This is a genomic window from Mucilaginibacter sediminis, from assembly GCF_051903035.1.
Lineage (GTDB): Bacteria > Bacteroidota > Bacteroidia > Sphingobacteriales > Sphingobacteriaceae > Mucilaginibacter.
In genome coordinates this window covers 6,605,627-6,623,529 of the sequence record NZ_CP170602.1, presented here as the reverse complement: position 1 = coordinate 6,623,529, position 17,903 = coordinate 6,605,627, and the positions used below count along the sequence as shown (strand labels likewise).

At 43.0% G+C, this 17,903-nt stretch carries 22 protein-coding genes; 14 read left to right on the top strand and 8 right to left on the bottom strand.

Features of this window, described 5'->3' with window-relative positions; genetic code table 11:
* The first annotated feature begins 3 nt into the window (after positions 1-3).
* Together ACFGVS_RS27600 and ACFGVS_RS27595 are read left to right on the top strand one after the other, a co-directional pair.
* A complete protein-coding gene (locus tag ACFGVS_RS27600; protein WP_439696418.1) occupies positions 4-405 on the top strand; it encodes a hypothetical protein in 402 nt (133 codons plus the stop codon).
* Positions 406-538: 133 nt separating this feature from the next.
* The gene (locus ACFGVS_RS27595; RefSeq protein ID WP_090653053.1) at positions 539-754 is read left to right on the top strand and encodes a hypothetical protein; all 216 of its coding nucleotides are present in this window, start codon (positions 539-541) and stop codon (positions 752-754) included.
* Between the two features lie 167 nt (positions 755-921).
* Here the strand turns inward: ACFGVS_RS27595 and ACFGVS_RS27590 are convergent, their stop codons facing one another.
* Both ACFGVS_RS27590 and ACFGVS_RS27585 read right to left on the bottom strand, forming a co-directional pair.
* The gene (locus tag ACFGVS_RS27590; protein ID WP_439696417.1) at positions 922-1,419 is read right to left on the bottom strand and encodes a VOC family protein; all 498 of its coding nucleotides are present in this window, start codon (positions 1,417-1,419) and stop codon (positions 922-924) included.
* Between the two features lie 69 nt (positions 1,420-1,488).
* Positions 1,489-1,722, bottom strand: coding sequence for a hypothetical protein (locus tag ACFGVS_RS27585; RefSeq protein ID WP_439696416.1), 234 nt, complete (start codon positions 1,720-1,722; stop codon positions 1,489-1,491).
* Positions 1,723-1,887: 165 nt separating this feature from the next.
* On the opposite strand from ACFGVS_RS27585, the gene ACFGVS_RS27580 reads away from it, so the two are divergent.
* Positions 1,888-2,487 carry a hypothetical protein gene (locus ACFGVS_RS27580; RefSeq protein WP_090653057.1) on the top strand — a complete coding sequence of 200 codons (600 nt, stop codon included), beginning with the start codon at positions 1,888-1,890 and terminating at the stop codon, positions 2,485-2,487.
* Positions 2,488-2,503: 16 nt separating this feature from the next.
* Entirely contained in the window at positions 2,504-3,154 is a 651-nt protein-coding gene (locus ACFGVS_RS27575) for a Pr6Pr family membrane protein (RefSeq protein WP_439696415.1), read from the top strand.
* 188 nt (positions 3,155-3,342) lie between these two features.
* Here ACFGVS_RS27575 and ACFGVS_RS27570 read toward each other — a convergent pair whose 3' ends face one another.
* Positions 3,343-3,543 carry a hypothetical protein gene (locus ACFGVS_RS27570; protein ID WP_143065553.1) on the bottom strand — a complete coding sequence of 67 codons (201 nt, stop codon included), beginning with the start codon at positions 3,541-3,543 and terminating at the stop codon, positions 3,343-3,345.
* A 241-nt stretch (positions 3,544-3,784) separates the two neighbouring features.
* Here ACFGVS_RS27570 and ACFGVS_RS27565 point away from each other — a divergent pair, with 241 nt between their 5' ends.
* From ACFGVS_RS27565 to ACFGVS_RS27530, 8 genes are all read left to right on the top strand, one after another.
* Complete coding sequence (locus ACFGVS_RS27565; RefSeq protein WP_439696414.1) at positions 3,785-5,044, top strand: metallophosphoesterase; 1,260 nt, start codon at positions 3,785-3,787, stop codon at positions 5,042-5,044.
* 10 nt (positions 5,045-5,054) lie between these two features.
* A complete protein-coding gene (locus ACFGVS_RS27560) occupies positions 5,055-5,708 on the top strand; it encodes a hypothetical protein (RefSeq protein WP_439696413.1) in 654 nt (217 codons plus the stop codon).
* Positions 5,709-5,762: 54 nt separating this feature from the next.
* Positions 5,763-5,975, top strand: a complete 213-nt coding sequence (locus ACFGVS_RS27555; protein WP_439696412.1) for a hypothetical protein — start codon at positions 5,763-5,765, stop codon at positions 5,973-5,975.
* Between the two features lie 148 nt (positions 5,976-6,123).
* Positions 6,124-6,408, top strand: a complete 285-nt coding sequence (locus ACFGVS_RS27550) for a DUF3892 domain-containing protein (protein ID WP_090653063.1) — start codon at positions 6,124-6,126, stop codon at positions 6,406-6,408.
* Positions 6,409-6,718: 310 nt separating this feature from the next.
* Complete coding sequence (locus tag ACFGVS_RS27545; RefSeq protein ID WP_274209348.1) at positions 6,719-7,198, top strand: Lrp/AsnC family transcriptional regulator; 480 nt, start codon at positions 6,719-6,721, stop codon at positions 7,196-7,198.
* Positions 7,199-7,205: 7 nt separating this feature from the next.
* Positions 7,206-8,171 carry an EamA family transporter gene (locus ACFGVS_RS27540; protein ID WP_439696411.1) on the top strand — a complete coding sequence of 322 codons (966 nt, stop codon included), beginning with the start codon at positions 7,206-7,208 and terminating at the stop codon, positions 8,169-8,171.
* A gap of 318 nt (positions 8,172-8,489) precedes the next feature.
* Positions 8,490-10,937, top strand: coding sequence for a bifunctional YncE family protein/alkaline phosphatase family protein (locus tag ACFGVS_RS27535; protein WP_439696410.1), 2,448 nt, complete (start codon positions 8,490-8,492; stop codon positions 10,935-10,937).
* 220 nt (positions 10,938-11,157) lie between these two features.
* Positions 11,158-12,024: an aldose 1-epimerase family protein gene (locus ACFGVS_RS27530; protein ID WP_439696409.1), complete on the top strand. Its 867-nt coding sequence runs from the start codon at positions 11,158-11,160 to the stop codon at positions 12,022-12,024.
* A 159-nt stretch (positions 12,025-12,183) separates the two neighbouring features.
* Here ACFGVS_RS27530 and ACFGVS_RS27525 read toward each other — a convergent pair whose 3' ends face one another.
* On the bottom strand, positions 12,184-12,942 hold the full coding sequence (locus tag ACFGVS_RS27525) for a PLDc N-terminal domain-containing protein (protein WP_439696408.1): 759 nt from the start codon (positions 12,940-12,942) through the stop codon (positions 12,184-12,186).
* Between the two features lie 514 nt (positions 12,943-13,456).
* Between ACFGVS_RS27525 and ACFGVS_RS27520 the strand changes: the two genes are divergently transcribed.
* Positions 13,457-14,767, top strand: a complete 1,311-nt coding sequence (locus tag ACFGVS_RS27520) for a phosphatidylserine decarboxylase (RefSeq protein WP_274209354.1) — start codon at positions 13,457-13,459, stop codon at positions 14,765-14,767.
* 172 nt (positions 14,768-14,939) lie between these two features.
* Here ACFGVS_RS27520 and ACFGVS_RS27515 read toward each other — a convergent pair whose 3' ends face one another.
* Together ACFGVS_RS27515 and ACFGVS_RS27510 are read right to left on the bottom strand one after the other, a co-directional pair.
* Positions 14,940-15,269, bottom strand: coding sequence for a hypothetical protein (locus ACFGVS_RS27515; RefSeq protein WP_274209355.1), 330 nt, complete (start codon positions 15,267-15,269; stop codon positions 14,940-14,942).
* A gap of 33 nt (positions 15,270-15,302) precedes the next feature.
* Positions 15,303-15,542 carry a hypothetical protein gene (locus ACFGVS_RS27510; protein WP_274209356.1) on the bottom strand — a complete coding sequence of 80 codons (240 nt, stop codon included), beginning with the start codon at positions 15,540-15,542 and terminating at the stop codon, positions 15,303-15,305.
* 166 nt (positions 15,543-15,708) lie between these two features.
* On the opposite strand from ACFGVS_RS27510, the gene ACFGVS_RS27505 reads away from it, so the two are divergent.
* A complete protein-coding gene (locus ACFGVS_RS27505; RefSeq protein WP_274209357.1) occupies positions 15,709-15,984 on the top strand; it encodes a DUF4342 domain-containing protein in 276 nt (91 codons plus the stop codon).
* A 136-nt stretch (positions 15,985-16,120) separates the two neighbouring features.
* Here ACFGVS_RS27505 and ACFGVS_RS27500 read toward each other — a convergent pair whose 3' ends face one another.
* Positions 16,121-16,513 carry a DoxX family protein gene (locus ACFGVS_RS27500; protein WP_274209358.1) on the bottom strand — a complete coding sequence of 131 codons (393 nt, stop codon included), beginning with the start codon at positions 16,511-16,513 and terminating at the stop codon, positions 16,121-16,123.
* 160 nt (positions 16,514-16,673) lie between these two features.
* Positions 16,674-17,834, bottom strand: a complete 1,161-nt coding sequence (locus tag ACFGVS_RS27495; protein ID WP_274209359.1) for an acyltransferase family protein — start codon at positions 17,832-17,834, stop codon at positions 16,674-16,676.
* Positions 17,835-17,903 lie beyond the last annotated feature (69 nt).

The window sequence follows — 17,903 nt, the reverse complement described above, 5'->3', positions numbered from 1 at the left end:
ATAATGAAAAGATCATTTTATAAAGCGCGGTTTATACTGTTCCCTATAGGAGCGGCCGCCATCCTGACGCTCATCAGTTTTGTGGTGATGCAGTTATGGAACAACCTACTGCCCGCAATATTGCACGTAGGCGCAATAACGTTTTGGCAGGCCATGGGCATATTTGTACTATGCAAAATACTGTTTGGTTTTGGTAAAGGCAGTAAACCGGGCTGGGCCCGCGGAGGCTCGCCCTGGATGCGCAAACGTATGGAAGAACGTTTTAAAAATATGAGCCCCGAGGAAAAAGAAAAATTTAAAGCCAAACTAAAAGATCGTATGTGTGGCTGGGACCATCACGGCCACGGTGGATTTGGCCGCCGCCCATGGGACGATTTTGCATCGACAGAAGAAAAAGGAGAATAGGGAATGGTGAGGGGTGAGTAGTGAATGGGGAGTAGGTATACCTACGTTGCTATAATCCGTTCACTATTCAACTCACCACTCACTAACTCACCGCTTTTCACCACTGACCATTCACTACTCACCACTCACCAAAATGAATATCCTGGTATTTTCAACAAGCGTTAAACAAAAAAGGCAGGTAAACAAAGTAACCACTTTGCTTACCAAAATTCCGGCTATCGCCCAATGGAATTTCGACCTGGAAGACTGCGATAATATACTCCGCATCGAGGCCGAAAACCTTTCGCCCCGCTACATCGAAAGGCTATTGATAGGCGCCGGGATACATTGCCGGGAGCTGGAATACTGATTAGGTTGTACGTGGGACGTTTTACGTTGTACGTAGTTTTGATACAGCCGAACAAAACGTAAAACCTACACTACTGATAACGTTGTACGTGTGACGTTTTACGTAGTTCCCCTATACATACACCCGGACAAAACGTAAAACGTATCACGTAAAACGTACAACCTACCCTACTTCTTCGGTGCCGGGCTGTTAATTTCAATCCAATAACCATCCGGATCCTGGAAATATAGTTGCAACACGCCGTCGGCCCTTAAGGTTGGCTCTTTGCTATCGCCTTTCCAGTTGCTGTATTTAATATTGTGGCTTTCTAAAACTTTGGCAAACTCATGAACCGAGCCAACCGAAAAACACAAATGTTCGGCTATTGGGTGTACACCAGCGCAATCGCCCTGGATGGCATGTAATTTTACCCCGTTGCCCAGGCTGTACCATTGGTGTACCGTATCTTTAAATGGATTGCCTACCTTGCGCAGATGCATTACATCGGTGTAAAACGCGGTGCTTTTTTTAAGATTTTTTACGCAAATGGCAACATGATCAACCACCGGCACAGCATCGGTGCCCGATTGGGCGAAGCAAAAGCCCGGCAACATAAGGGCAGCAATTAACCATATTAATTTAAGGCTACCCGGTTTGCGGGTATTAGGATTAAGTAAAAGGCTCATTTTAAGTTTTTTGGTTTAAAAACCTAAAGATATGTGTTTATATAACACTAAGGCCAAATCACAGAAATATTACTTAAACAGATATTGGTGATCAAACTCGGTTTCGGGGACAACATTAACCGTATTGTTCCTGTTCCAGTCATCAATATCTATTAAACCCATACGGGTTTGGTAATGGCCGTCATCGTTGGGGCATTTAACCACGTAAAGGCCTTCTGGCGCCAGTTCAATAACCGGGCGCGCACCACATGTTTTACAAAACCTGCAGTTTATCGTTTTTGGTATATTAACGTAACTCCTCATATTATCTTTGTTTACGTTCAATAACCTGCTACGGTTGCTTATTTGTTAATATAATGCAATAAAAAATATTTTACCATAATATGCCATTCAATATGCACCTGGCAAGCCTATTGCCCACAAAAGTTCGCCAGGCTGGTATTAATTTCTTTTATTATATTTATTGCCATGCAGCCTGATATTGAACAGTTAAAAACCACTTACAAAAACCTAAGCGACGATAAGCTTACCCGCCTTGCCATAACCGAAGCCGCAAGTCTAAGACCCGAAGCGCTAGATTTACTAAAAGCCGAGATAAAAAGCCGCGGGCTGGATGAAGGTATTATGAACGGCGTAAATGTGCAACTTACCACTCCGGACAGTTTAGCCATTGATAGCTATATCTCGCTTATCCGCAACCAGCCATGCCCGGTTTGCAGTAGTACGGCCCAACCACTTAACGCAATAGTAATTGGCAGTGTTAAAAGCTTTATTATATTAACTCATTACAAGAAAAAGCTTATGATTGCCTGCCCTTCATGCCTGCAACAAGCCAACCAACGTGCTACCGCGTCAACAGCCTTAATGGGCTGGTGGGGGTTACCCTGGGGAATTATACGCACATCGCAGGCATTGTTCCGTAACATGAAAGCCAACAAAGTGATCAGAACCGATGAGCCCTCGGATAAGTTAATCTCCTTCGTAAAAACAAATGTTGGTGTAATAGAAAGTGTACGTAAAAACAACCATTCGTTACAAGTTATGTTAGACAGCGTTAATAAGCGATAAAACCCGACCCATGATTGTGCAAAAACTAAATAAACTGGCATTCATTTACGCCATATTGTTAGCGTTGATTGTTTGGTTTTCTGTCGTTTTGCAATTTATTATTTCTACAGCTGCCTATATGCAACAAGGCCGTACATTTGGTGGCGCTATAGTGCAAATCATGAGTTTTTTTACAATACTAAATAATATACTGGTTGGGCTTTGCCTGGTTGCTGTTGTTTTAAACAAAGCTTCGGCGTTTAAAAAATTCTTTAACAACAACAGGGTAGTTACTGCTGTAGCGCTTTACATCACCATAGTGGGCCTTATTTTTAACACGGTATTACGCAGCATTGTAAATTTAGATGGCTTGTTTGCGCTAACCAACGAATTAACCCATGTATTTAACCCGGTGGCTTTTGTTATCTTCTGGCTGTTTTTTATCGCTAAAACAAAATTATCGTGGCGGCAGGCCGCCGGTTGGTTGTGGTACCCGCTATTGTACCTTGTTTATATACTTATCCGCGGGGCGGTTTTCCATTTTTACCCCTACCCGTTTGTTGATGCCGATAAACTGGGCTATCAGCAAGTAGCTGTCAATTCTTTTTTTGTGATGGTGGCTTTTTTGCTTTTTGGATGCTTATTTCTGATGTTAAACAACAAACTGGCAACAAGGACATATCAATAATACTTTATGCTGATTAGCATCCTCTAAAAACCTGGCGTATAACTTGCCAGTTATAGCCGGCGATGTGGCGACATCTAATTAAAAGTAAAAAAGACGCCGGATTTTTCAGGTCCGGCGTCTTTTTCAGGAAAGCCTTAAGTTTTCGGCTTCCTATATGGCTATTAACAGGATATCAAATTGTTACGGGTTTAATCGTTCCATAAATGGTTAAACGGGAACGATGTGGCCAGTTTGCTTTTTATAAAATGATCTTCTTCTTTTTGTAAGCAATCATTGGTGTAAACGTCTTCATCTGCATTTACTTTTAAAATGCTGCCTGCAATACGCTCAACAATGGTTGATAGCGTGGTTACTTCGGTGTCGGGGATTTGGATTGTTAATATTGCCATGGTAATTGTTTGTTTTAATTGATATTTCAAAAATAATTCTTTGTTGTTAATGCAGTGTTTGTTTAAAGTCAAAAATTAATCATTTGATTAACTTTTATAAAACGCCATAAAAACCCTATCTATTGTTGCCCCTAAAAAGGTTTAACATTGTTTAACAAATAGCTTGTAATCGGCGCCCGTTAGTATGATGACGATTAAGAATCGCTAATATTTTATTAAATTGCTTTTTTTCTGTTTATTTATGCATGTCAACGGCCTTCTGAAAGTCTTCCTGATTATATCTGCAATTAGTTTATTATTTGACTGGTATGTATTCTCCGGGTTAAAAACATTAATTGCCGGCTGGCGCTCCCGGCTTTGGCAAAAAATAGTTTTATGGGGATACCTGCTGATTTCAATTGGTGTTACAGTTTTATTTGTAACCGGCTTGCAGGCTTTTAAAACCAACACCGGCATGCGGCCTTTTCACGAATGGATTTTGAGCCTGTTCCTCACTTTTTTTATCACCAAACTGTTTTTCATAGCTGTAATGTTTTTGGGCGATATCGGGCGGTTTCTGACAGGCTTATTTAAATTGGCAACGCAATCTCACGATAAACCGGTATTTCCGGCCCGGCGAAAATTCATCAGCGAAATTGCAGTTTTGGTAGCCGCAATTCCATTTACTTCTCTTTTTTACGCAATACTGAAGGGCAAATATGATTACCGCTTACACAAAATAACCCTTTATTTTGATGATTTGCCTGCCGCCTTTGACGGGTTTACCATAACCCAACTCTCTGATATCCACTCCGGTAGTTTTGATGATGTAGCGGCCATGCAAAAGGGCATAGATTTGGCCATAGCGCAAAAAAGCGACCTGTTTGTTTTTACAGGCGACCTGGTAAACAATGCTGCCGCAGAAATTGAGCCTTATTTAGACCGGTTTGGATCGATAAAAGCACCCTACGGCCAGTTTTCTATCCTTGGCAATCATGATTACGGCGATTATATTGAATGGAAAAGCCCCGAAGCCAAAGCTGCCAACCTGGAAACCCTAAAACAGCACCATCAAACTTTGGGTTACCGCCTGCTTCTCAATGAAAATGTTACTATCGAAAAAGAAGGCCAAAAAATCTCGCTCATTGGGGTTCAAAACTGGGGCCGCGGTTTTATACAAATGGGCGATTTAAATAAAGCGCTCCGTGATGTACCCAAGGATGCCTTTAAGGTATTGCTATCGCATGATCCTACCCATTGGGAAGATCATGTGCGATATAATCCGGCCAACATCCATCTCACCCTATCGGGCCATACACATGGTGCGCAATTTGGCGTAGAGATTCCCGGCTTTAAATGGAGCCCGGTTAAATACAAATATCTCGACTGGGCGGGCCTGGCCAACCATAACGAACGCTACTTATATGTAAACCGTGGCTTTGGTTTCCTGGCCTTTAGCGGCAGGCTTGGCATCTGGCCCGAGGTTACAGTTATTGAGTTGAAGAAAAAGGTTACAGCTTAGCCACACCGATATGAACAAGTTGCTGCAATTGATTTTGGTGTTACTGATTTTTACTTCGTGCAGGCATCCCAGGCCTAAACCGGTTAATAAATTATATGTTCCATCAGATGAAGCGGCGGTAACTACACTTGCCTTTAATTACATTATGCCATCAGATAGTGTTTTAAAAGCACATTTAATTAAATACAAATTCCCCGCATCCCAAACAGATAATATCGAACAGCTAAAAAATCAATTAGATACTGCCAGGCTATATGTTTTCATTGCGGATACATTAATAAGGATACCAGAAGATTATCTAAAAAAACAAGCAAAAAGCCGCCACAGGAATGATAAGGACATGGTTAAAAATATGCTGGTAGATAGCTGGGCCCCCGAAGTGGTCATTAACGAGAAACCAGGCATTTTCCAACTTAAAAACCTGTCTTTTACCTATAACTACGAATACATGCTTTTTAACCAGCGAAAAAAATTGCCTCCGGCTTTCTTTAACGCAGGCATGTTTAGGATGTCAGCGGTGTTTTTTAATCACAATAAGACCAAAGCTTTTGCCTACATTGAAAAACGCGGCGGGCTTGTTGTAGCCCAGGGCTATGATATTTTCCTGGAAAAGAAAAAAGGTAACTGGTTTGTTGTGTTGTGCGATATAGATTGGTCATCCTGATTTCTGGCAAGGTTTTTATACCTGTTATGCCATATCTATAAAAAACATAAAAACATGGCAACATCCAACGTAAAAGAGATAGGCAAAGGAAACACAGAAGTGAAACCAGCACACAATACCTGGGAGGTGATGAAGCCCTTTATGCATTTTGGCCTAAAGGCCACCGGGGTTATTGCAAGCGCGCTTATCACGATAGTTAAAAATATCCCAAAACCAGGTAAGCACAAACAACCTGAATACAAGAATGATAAGGTTATTAAGATTTAACTTATAACATTTATTTTGACATTACAAAGGCCGGATGCAACTTTTCGACCCCGTATTTTAACGGGGTCAAATACCGTGTTTTCACGGATTGACGGCCGTTTTTAAAATCCCGAGATTTAACATCGTTAACCCCTGAAATTAACTAACGATGCCCCTACAAATAATCGGTGTTCACAGAACCAGCGATGCGTATGATAACCCTTACCTGGCTATCAACTCGTTAATGTGGATTGATGATCATACTCAAAACCGCGGCATTACCACCAGGGATGTACTTTTCGATTGGATAAATGATAACGGCCTGGCTTATATTCTTGACGACGAAGGCAACAAATCCAAATTACTCACAGCAACTACCAAAAGCGGCCTCAAATATGTACGTACTGTTTTTGATGAAACAAAATCCGACAGGCTGTTAAGCCTATCGGCCTAAAAAAACCTATAAAAAACCTAAACCTTCGTTTTTTATACCTCAACCTTGTAAGCAACCTCCGTTATATGTTTAACGGAGGTTTGCTTTTTTTTGCCCCCTGAAGAAGAGTCAAGAACCAAGAATTAAGAGCTTAGGCTTGGGATTACCCGCATAAAACAAACGCCGCCTTAATATTGGGTTACGTTTCATAAAACATCCTCGCTTATTTAACCCGAATCCATCACACCTCCTAAACCATACTTTTGTCGAATTAAATTCATTTTTATAAACTATTATTGAATTTAATTCTGCTAATAACTAATATTACCGCATGATTAACGAAACAGAAATAGTTTTAGACAAAACCGATCTGCAGATATTACGCTTGATGCAGGACAACGCCCGCATATCAAACGCCGACCTGGCCCGGGAGTTGGGAATGGCGCCTTCGGGGATATTGGAGCGGGTGAAAAAGCTGGAGCAAAAAAATGTTATTCAGCAATATGTAACCAAAATAAACCCAACCGCGTTGCAGCAAAAATTGCTGGCCTTCATTTTCATGAAAGCCGCCGACGGGCCGGGTTCTGATAAAACCACGCAGGAGCTGGCCAAAATACCCGAAGTGCAGGAAGTACACCATATAGCCGGCGACGATTGCTACCTGATTAAGGTACGCACTTATGATTCGGCATCGCTGATGCACCTTATGCGTACCCACTTTAGCAAAATACCACACATTTTGAACACACGTACCACCATCGTGCTCGAAACCGTGAAAGAGCAACAACAATTAGTTATACCCGAAAAATAAATATACCATGGCCACATCTTCACAAAAATCCGCCTCGCCCCTATTGGTTATCATAGCTTTTGCTACGGTTTACCTGGTTTGGGGTTCTACCTACTTTTTTATAAAAATGGCTGTTGATGGTTTCCCACCATTTTTACTGGGCGCAATCCGTTTTTTTATGGCAGGCGCTTTATTGCTTACCTGGTGTGCTGTTAAAGGCGAGCGGATTTTTGTAAAGCGCAATATGATCCATGCGGCAGTAAGCGGATTTTTATTGCTGGTAATTGGCAACGGTGTAGTGATATGGGTTGAGCAAGCCCTGCCAAGTGCTATGGTTGCAATTATGGTATCAGCTCCGCCAATATGGTTTGTATTGCTTGACAAGCCAAACTGGGGCACCAATTTTAAAAACAAAAGCACCATTATTGGCCTGGTAATTGGCTTTGCAGGTGTAATATTATTATTTAGCGAGCAGATAGAAAGTATGATGGGACCGGCATCCGGGCCGTCAAAGCTGCCCGGAATGCTTTTATTAATAGTAGGTACATTGGGCTGGGCATCGGGCTCTCTTTATTCAAAACATTACAATACGCAAGGATCGGCAGCGGTAAATACGGCATGGCAAATGCTGTTTGCAGGCGTAGTATTTATACCATCAAGCTTTTTACGCCACGAAGTTCAAACACTTAACTGGGGCGCTATACCGGCACATAGCTGGTACGCGCTACTATACCTTATTGTTTTTGGATCAATAGCTGCATTTAGCGCCTACGTTTGGCTGTTACAGGTACGCCCGGCAACACAGGTTGGTACTTACGCCTACGTAAACCCGGTTATAGCTGTAATATTGGGCGTACTTTTTGCCCACGAAAGTGTTACCCTTATACAGGTGGCCGGCCTGGTGGTGATATTGGCAAGTGTACTGCTGATTAATTTGAGCAAATACAGGAAGGAGAAAGCTGCAAAACAGGAACTTGCGGAGAGCATCTCATAAACAGTCCCCAAAGGAGTTGCTGTATATAGGCGTCTTTTAAGAAACAAAAATGCCATACAATAGTGGCCGGAACGGAAAGAGCGGGGCGTAAAAGAGAAATCCCATATGATGGAATTATGCGAAAAGCAAGGTGAATTTTCCTGAACAAGTGGCCGTAGAATTCATAAAGTTATCATTCTGTTGACCCTTTTTTTTACCCGTCACTAACCCGTTGCGGCAAATGTGTTTGATTATAGCAACATTCTTACATATTAAGTTTGTGTTAACCCGCCAATCTATGCAAAACGATTATGTAATTTTGAGTAGAATCTTTTTACTATGAAACAAAAGCTACTCATCGGCTTAGCTATTTTAGCATCGTCAGTTACAACATTTGCCCAAACACCCGGCAAAATAGCCCAAACAGGGCAGGTTTTATTGCCAAACGGCTGGAAGCTTAGCCCGCCAGGTACCTCCCTGCCCCTGGGCGATTTACCGCTCAACATCCAGCTATCGGGTTCGGGCAAGCTGCTGGCGGTTACCAACAACGGCCAAAGTACCCAGTCCATCCAGCTTATCGACCCAAAAAACGAGAAGCTGCTGGATGAAAAGGTGGTAGCCAAATCATGGTACGGGCTTACTTTCAGCAAAGACGAGAAAAAGCTTTACGCATCGGGCGGTAACGATAACCTGATTTATGTTTTTAATATAACCGGTACTAAACTGGGCAAACCCGATACTATTAAACTGGCGCCAAAATCATGGCCGAAAAACAAGGTATCGCCGAGTGGAATAGCGGTAAATAAAAGCGACACCCGGCTTTATGTGGTTACTAAAGAGGATAGCACACTTTATTCGGTTAACCCTAACGATGGTAAAACATTACAACGGCTCAAGCTGCCATCAGAGGGCTATAGCTGCACCTTATCGCCAAATGAAAAAACGCTTTATATTTCTTTATGGGGATGCGGCCAGCTTGGTATTTACGATGTAGCTACCCAAACGCTTAAAACTATAAAAACAGGCAGTAACCCTAACGAATTGCTGCTGAATAAAAAAGGCAGCCTGTTGTATGTAGCCAACGCCAATGATAACTCGGTATCGGTAATAAACACAGCAACGCACAGGGCGCTCGAAACTATTTCTACAGCCTTATACCCTACCCATCTTACCGGCTCAACTACCAACGGCCTTGCCTTATCGGCCGATGAAAAAACGCTGTACATAGCCAATGCCGATAACAATTGCCTGGCCGTGTTTGATGTAAGCAAACCAGGCAGCAGCCGCAGTATGGGTTTTATACCCGTGGGCTGGTACCCTACCAACGTTAAAATGCTGGGCAAAAAAATACTGGTTGCCAACGGCAAAGGTTTTACATCAATGGCCAACCCGCAAGGCCCGCAGCCTGTAAAAAAGGCCGATAACAGCGGCTATCAAAAGGGGGCTATCAATAGCAGGGAACAATACATTGGCGGCTTATTTAAAGGCGCACTGTCGTTTATAAATACACCATCGGTAAGTGAGCTTAAGGCCTATACCAAACAGGTTTATGCCAACACGCCTTTTAACAACAAAATAGCCAAAACAGCACCTGGCGAAGAGGGGAACCCTATCCCCCGCCGGATGGGCGAAAAATCGCCTATTAAGCACGTGTTTTACATTATTAAAGAAAACCGAACTTACGACCAGGTTTTGGGCGATATGCCACAGGGCAACGGCGATACTTCGCTGTGTATTTTTGATAAAAAAGTAACGCCCAACCACCACGCCATTGCCAGCGAATTTGTATTACTTGATAACTTTTATGTAGACGCGGAAGTAAGTGCGGACGGACACAACTGGAGCAACGCCGCCTATGCCACCGATTTTGTAGAGAAAACATGGCCAACCAGCTATGGTAGCCGGGGTGGTAATTACGACTACGAGGGCACCCGCAAAACTGCCTACCCCCGCGATGGCTTTATATGGGATTACTGCAAACGGGCCGGTGTAAGCTACCGAACCTATGGCGAATTTGTTACCGATGGCAACCCTGGCAAGGCCAGCCTTAAATCGTTAGAGGGGCATTACTGCACGCAATCGCCGGGCTTTGACCTGGGTGTGAAGGATATTAAACGCGTAGAGATCTGGAAACACGATTTCGATTCGTTACTGGCTATTAACGCTGTGCCGGGTTTTAACAGCGTAAGGATTGGGAACGACCATACCAGCGGGCAGCGCAAAGGTGCCCTATCGCCCATAGCGGCTGTTGGGGATAATGACCAGGCAATAGGCCAGTTTATTGAACATCTTTCAAAAAGCCCTATCTGGAAAGAGTCGGTAGTATTTATTTTAGAAGATGACGCCCAAAACGGGCCCGACCATGTAGATGCACACCGCTCGCCGGTGTTTGTTGCAGGGCCGTATGTAAAACGTAACACAGTGGTGCATGGTATGTACTCCACTTCGGGCGTATTACGCACTATTGAACTGATATTAGGCCTGCCGCCGATGAGCCAATATGACGCAGCCGCCATGCCATTATATGATTGCTTTACCAGCAAAGCAGATTTCACACCGTACGTGGCCAAAGCCGCACAGGTTGACCTGGAGCAACGCAACGTTGCTGTAAATGAAAGCAGCCGCCGGTCGGAATTGTTTAACCTGGCCAAAGAGGATGCGGCACCAGACATTGATCTGAACGAAGTGATCTGGAAATTTGTTAAGGGCGAAACCGCGGTTATGCCCGCGCCAAAACGGAGCGCCTTTGTAATTTTGGAGCCGAAGAAGGAAGAAGATGACGATTAGTGTTGAGTCTTAAGTACAAAGTCTTGAGCTCTAAGTCAAGAGCCACAAAGTATTAATTAAAATCTCTTTTGACTTAGAACTTTAGGCTTTAGACTAAAAACTACCGCGGTTGCTTAATGAAGAATATATGAATTAATAGAAATTAGAAAATCTAACTTTGAAGTAATTCCTGAAATTCAAACAAATCCCTAACTTCGGGTTCTGTCAAATTCTAATTGTTATGATCACCATCGAAAACGAATACCTGAAGGCAAGCATCGATACCAAAGGTGCGCAGTTAAGTTCATTAATTGATAAGGCAACCGGCATTGAACACCTTTGGCAGGCCAATGCCGCCGTTTGGCCATGGCATGCACCCAACTTATTCCCGGTAGTAGGTGGCTTAATTAACAACGAACTGGTGGTTGATGGCAGCAAGTACCCTATGGGGCGGCATGGCTTTGCCAGGCAATCGGAGTTTATAACATTAGATGCAGGCGATGTTTCGGCAAGTTTTTCGTTGCCTTATTGTGATAACACTTTAAAAGCGTACCCCTTTAAATTTGATTACCAGGTACTGTATACGTTGATAGATAACGCCCTCAGGATAACCTACAAGGTAATTAATCTTGATAAAAAAACCATTTACTTTTCTGTCGGCGCCCATCCGGCGTTTAACGTTCCATTTAACAAAGGCGAGAAGTATGAAGATTATTACATTGAATTTGAAACAGATGAACACCTGGAAACAGAACTACTATCGGCCGATGGTTTTTTTAATGGCGAAAGTCACCCGGTAGCCACACCTAAAAACAGGCTGCAATTAACCCGCGATTTATTTAATGCCGATGCCTTGGTGTTTAAAGAATTAAAATCGAGGATGGTAACCATAAAAAGCGACAAACACGGCCAAACACTATCGGTTGAGTTCCCTCACTTTAGCTACCTGGGCATCTGGGCCAAACCCGGTGCCGATTTTGTGTGCATCGAGCCATGGTTAGGCTGCGCCGATACAGCAGGCGAGCAAAAAGACATTAAACACAAAGAAGCTATCCAAAAACTTAGCCCAGGCCATGTTTTTGAGGCGCCATTTTTTGTGAGTTTTTAAGGGGGAAGCTGTACCATCTTCCTGTCGTTACCCTGGGCACCTGCGGACGGACGGACACCTTTGGGAGTTACCATAACTGCTATTGATACCGCTGGCTGACGTTACAATAGATAGCGGGGCATACCGAAAATTGCAACCCCATCCGGAACAAACAAACAGTTACGCCACTGCCAGTTTCTTAAGCTCATCCTTGGTTTTGGCAAACCAAACTTTATTGGCTTTGCGTTCCATGGCGCTTAGCTGGCGTTCTTCGTTCAGGATATCGGCAAAAACCTGGTAGGCGTCTTCGTCGCGGTTTTGGCGTACCAGAAATAAGCCATATTGGTAACGCTGCTCAAAGTATGAGTAACGGCCTTTCATCGCCTTAAATTCCTTTTCGGCCAAATCAACCTGGCCGGTGTTTTCCAGGGCTTCTGCGTACTTCATATGCGCCTTTGAACGGGCAAACTGGGGTAGTTTATAAATCTTTTGTGCTATCGGGACAATCTCCTGGTAACGCTCCTGTTCGTAATAGGCAATAATTAATTGGGCAAGCACATGTTCATTCTCGGCAAAGGCACCTGTTAAGCTGGCCTGGTATATCTCAACGGCTTTATCGGTAAAGCCGGCTTCCAGGTAGGCATCGGCCAGTTTCACTTTGTTGGCAAAGGTATCGGTGAAGCGCAACTCATCTTCCAGCCGTTTTAGTTTTACACCGGGGTTAAGTACAGCGCCCACATCCACTTTAGGTATACGGATGGAATGGCGGTTGGTTAAAATTTCCTTATAAATATAAATAAGGCAACCCAAAACAGGGATAACAATAAGTATCCAAAGCCATTGTTGTTGAGTACCCCTGCGCAGGCAATGAATAATACAAAAGGCTTCTAAAATAAGTACCAAATAATAATAGCTGCCGCCGCCAAAAAGCATATTCATATTGCAAAAGGTATTAGAGTTGTAGTTATCCTCAAAAATAAAAAATTGCAGCATTTAATGGCATCTTTTTAAGTTAAAATAATGCTTTTGGGGTTTCAGCCCACATGTTTACAAATAATGCCTATTGCAGTTGATTATCAGGCGGCTCGCCATTATAGTGCCGATGCGAAACTAATTTGAACAACGTTCGCGGCAATGCTGTAGCCGTGGATTGCTGAGATATTCAAAAGCGGAAACAAAAACCCTATTTCAGTTTGATGCCCCGCCTGCTGAATATGGGACAGCAGCAGGTGATATAACCAAATTTGTTAAATCCTTTGCCTGCTTTTTTAATATTAAATTCACAAACAATACGATTTATTTATGTCAATAATCTTTTTTAACACATGTTGATAATCTGGTAAATAGAGTTTATTAGCATAGTAAAATAATATTTTTTTGTTTATTATTATTTAAAAATAGTTCATACATTAGTATCACCAATTTACATAAACCTACTATCAAAAACAGTATTATGAGCACATTAACCACAACCTCGTACGACGTAATTCAGGAACTCCAAACCCAGATCAATGATGACAGCGACTTTGCAAACGCGCTAACCATTTCGTTAGTGTCGGCAAATAATTTGGCTATTGCCAACCTCGATCCTGATTTGTACAATGCACTCAATGATTTATACTCGGGCTTTGGGTGGCCTACTATCCCCGGCGATTATATTACCTACCTGACGCTTTTTTCAGAAGTAATACCCAGCGAAAACACCGGCATTTATGATCCCTGGGAAAATACACCCGGGCAAAACGGCTATAGCCAGGAGATATACGACCGCCTGTGCCAATTTTACTGGCTGGTAGACCAGGGTGCATCCGGTGTTACCTTGCAGAACTACCAGAGCCCCATTAATGAGTTTACGTTTGCAGGCTGGCTTGACGAGTATGCTACAGCCTGGGGCAGCTTTTTAGATACACCTGCTTCGCTTACACCAGAAGCACTTCAATCGTACTGGAACGATCCGGAATATAACCTGCCCGACTATGCTAACGACTCGCCTAACTGGGTTTCATTCAACACCTTTTTTTACAGGCAACTTAATTCAACACAGCCCGATGGCTCGCCTATGCGCCCGGTTGCCAACCCCTATGACAATACCATTATTTGCTCACCGGCCGATTGTACTTTCAAAGCATATTACCAGATTGACCAGGACGGGAATGTGATTGATAGCGATGGGAATTTCACAACAGTTACCTTAAAGCAAACACATACCATAGGCAATATCAACGATTTACTTGGCGAAGCGGGGAGCCAGTATGCCGCCAATTTTTATAACGGCACTTTTGTTCATTATTTTTTAAGCCCGTTTGACTATCACCGCTTTCATACACCGGTGAGTGGCACCGTTCTTGACCTGGTAGCAGTACCCGGTAATGTATACCTTGCTGTTAATATAACCGATAACCAGTTTGATGCCCCCGACGCAGCCGAAGATGGATATGAGTTTACCCAAGCCAGGGGCGTATTGGTAATTGACACCAGCACAAGCGGATCTGACGTTGGCCTGGTTGCTACCATACCTATCGGGATGGCGCAGGTATCGTCAGTTAATATGTACACAGATACCCTGCAGGGGCAACAAGTAGATAAAGGACAAGAGTTTGGCTATTTTGCCTTTGGAGGATCAGATATTATTATGCTTTTTGAACCACCTCTTGACGACCTTAAGTTTATCACAGATGTAGCAAACGCCCAGGAACCATCAAGCTATCAGGATGCTAATGCATTTCACTTCAGATATGGACAGCCTTCTGTTATTATTGTATGATAAATTAACAGGGAGATTTTCGGCGGAATCAATAATTAAAAAAGGCGATCAGTATTTTCACCTGATCGCCTTTATAACGTGTCTGCGATACTGTTGTTAAGATCAATACTTGGGCTAACAACAACCCAAGACTATAGCCGGATACTATTTTTGACGATGTTTCATATCACACCTACCATTCCTCGCGCCACTCTTCGGTTACGTCACCATCATAGAACAATCCGGCTGCTTCGGCTGCCTTTTGGATAAATTCGGCCAGGTCTTCGCGCTCCATGGTTTCAATAAAGTAGTCATGATCAATATTCAGCTGATCGAAGCCTTTTACAACGGCTTCAATAGCTTTCCAGATAGTTCGTTCATTGGTGGCACCCTGTAAGGCGGCAATATAATTATCCAGCAATACATCGGCTGTTACAATTGCCTCTTCGGTAAAAAATTCGCTGCCGTCATCTAATTGCGCTTTCCAACCTACTGTCGGCCTTGGGGTTTTTATCGGTTCCATAAGGTTTTGTGGATTTATATGGCCTAAGGTAGTTTAATGAAAGTACTTTTGCAAAACATAATGTAACCGGCCATGTAGGAATGATAAAGCAAGGAACAAGTACAAGTGGTTGTAGCCAAACCTGTTCTTTTGCAATAAGGATAGCAATGAATACCGGCCAATAGCGGCATAAGTGCCGGCCGCGCCTAAGGCCTTGCGGGCGTATAAACGGATAGCCTGGCCCGGGCCAACTTCTACCCCGCTGGGTCGGGATTGCCATGCCCCTGTTTGCAATCGAAATCTCCAGTTTATTTTGGGCTTTCCCTCTGCTTAAACATTAATAAATTTTATTAGTAACAATACAAACAAGTAACAGTCAAAAGCACATTAATACAGATTACCATAACCTGCAAGTTTTGCTGAATTATTATTAAAAATTAACCCATTAATAACACCTATCATGGCCACAAAAGAATCATTCTCTATAAACGGAGACATCCTGCTTAAAAAAGTAAAAGACCTTATTGCCGAAGGCAACATCAGAAAAATAACAATAACCGATCATTCAGGCAAAGAACTGATGACTTTCCCTTTGGCGGTAGGCCTTGTGGGCATTTTCCTGGCGCCTGTATTGGCGGCAGTTGGCGCAGTAGCCGCTTTAGTTGGCGAGTGTACCATCACTGTTGAGCGGGAAGAGCCTAAACAACCAGAAGCGGAAGAAAAAGAAGAAATATAATATACTATCGCAATTTGGCGGTGAAAAAACCCGACAGGCCTGCACCCTATATTTCGTCGCCAGATTGCGTTAACTGCCTTACGTTCGATTATATTCAAGCCCATTCGTTTCAAACACGGAGGCCACATGTTATAACCTACTTTATATTACCCGTACTTTTAAGCGCCCAGTACACCAGCACAGGCTGAAAAAACAGCCTTGCAAACCGTTTACCATCGGTATCTAATCCAAAAGCACTGCGTTTATTTACATATTGCGATATATTACCGGGGAATATCGCTGTAAAAAATGTGGCCGCGATTTTACCTGTAGTTGCTTTGTATTTTTCGGGAGCAAGTACCAATGCAGTTCCCAAGGTTATCTCGGCTATGCCGGAGTATACCACAGTATCGTCTGTTTTTAAAGGCACCCAGTCGGGTACTTGTGCCTTAAAATCTTTACGCGCAAATGTAAGGTGACTGATGCCAGCCATTATTAAACCTACCCCTAATAATACCCGGGCGGCTGTTTTTATGTTTTCGTCTTTCACGGTAGTTTATTTACAATTTGGTTTAACGATACAAATACCATTCCATGTATAAAAATCGCCGGCCGGTAATTGCGGTCGCAGTAAAAAGCGATTTTTATATACCGTTGAAACCGAATTCTTCAACAGTCATTTTAACTTGACAGTTTGATGTTAAATCTCTTTACACAATGGCTTTCACTCCCGGCACCTTAACTAACACCGCTGCCAGCAAAAAGGAACCAACAACAGCTCCTGGAGCAACAACTAACAACTTAAAGGCCGGATCGACAGCCCATGGTTTCAGCAACACCGATAACGATATCAATACCAGCGGGTGAAAAATATAAACGCAGAAAGTTAAGCGGGAGAGCTTTTTAAAAAAAACGGATTGATTGTTCCACCTTTGGCGGGCTATACCCAACAGGGCAACGATGATAAAAATACCTGTAAATTGTTCCCAAAAGGCATACATTAATGATTGCCAGCTGCCATGCCCGTTAAGGGTTTCGATTGGGCTTTGGGTTATAGTTACCACTGCGTACAATACAGGGAACAATACAACTATCATGGCCAACGCCACTATAGCAAAACTTTTACCCAATTGATAGTTTACATTATTCAACCATCTCCCCCGCGAAGCTATAATACCTAAAGCAAACAAAGCCACATACTGCGCAAAATGCCCTAACTGGAAACCAACCGGTTTCAAGATCCAACCTACGGGGAAAACCCATCGGACAAAGTAGCTCGCAAGTGCCAGCGCGGCGGTAAATAAAATAATCTTCCGGCCACCTGGCGGCATTGGGTTTACTACACCTGGCTTTTTATCAAACCAAAATCTTACTACTACATACAACACGCTGAATAACAATAAAGCCGCTACAAACCACAGCACCCCAAAATTTATCCAGGGATGAAAGCCGCTCAAAAATTGCAGATAAGTAATGTTGTTCCCCTGGGCAAATCTATAAACAAGGTAACTTAAAACCGGCGAAAGTATAAACGAATAAAATATCAGCGGGATACCAAGGCGTTTCAATCTGTCGCCCAAAAACTTCAGAGTGCCCTTTTTATTATATGACGATTCGGTAAAGTATGCCGAAAGGAAAAAGAAGAAGCCCATGAAAAACGCCTGGTTGGTGGCTACAAACAAGGTCATGGGGATAAGCGCCGCCTTAAGCGTGGTTTTTTCGGTAAGATACCAGCCTCCGGGCGCTCCATACGTAATAAATGCATGATGCATGATCACCAATACAGTAAGCACTACCTTTAAATTATCTACATAGCCGATTTTGGCGCTGTTGCTATTTGCTGTCGCAGGGATACCAGTTTCTGTTTGCATAAGGTTGTCGATAAACAATATTGTAAAACAGACGGCAATTTTGCCCCCTTGTTACAGCACACTGCAAAA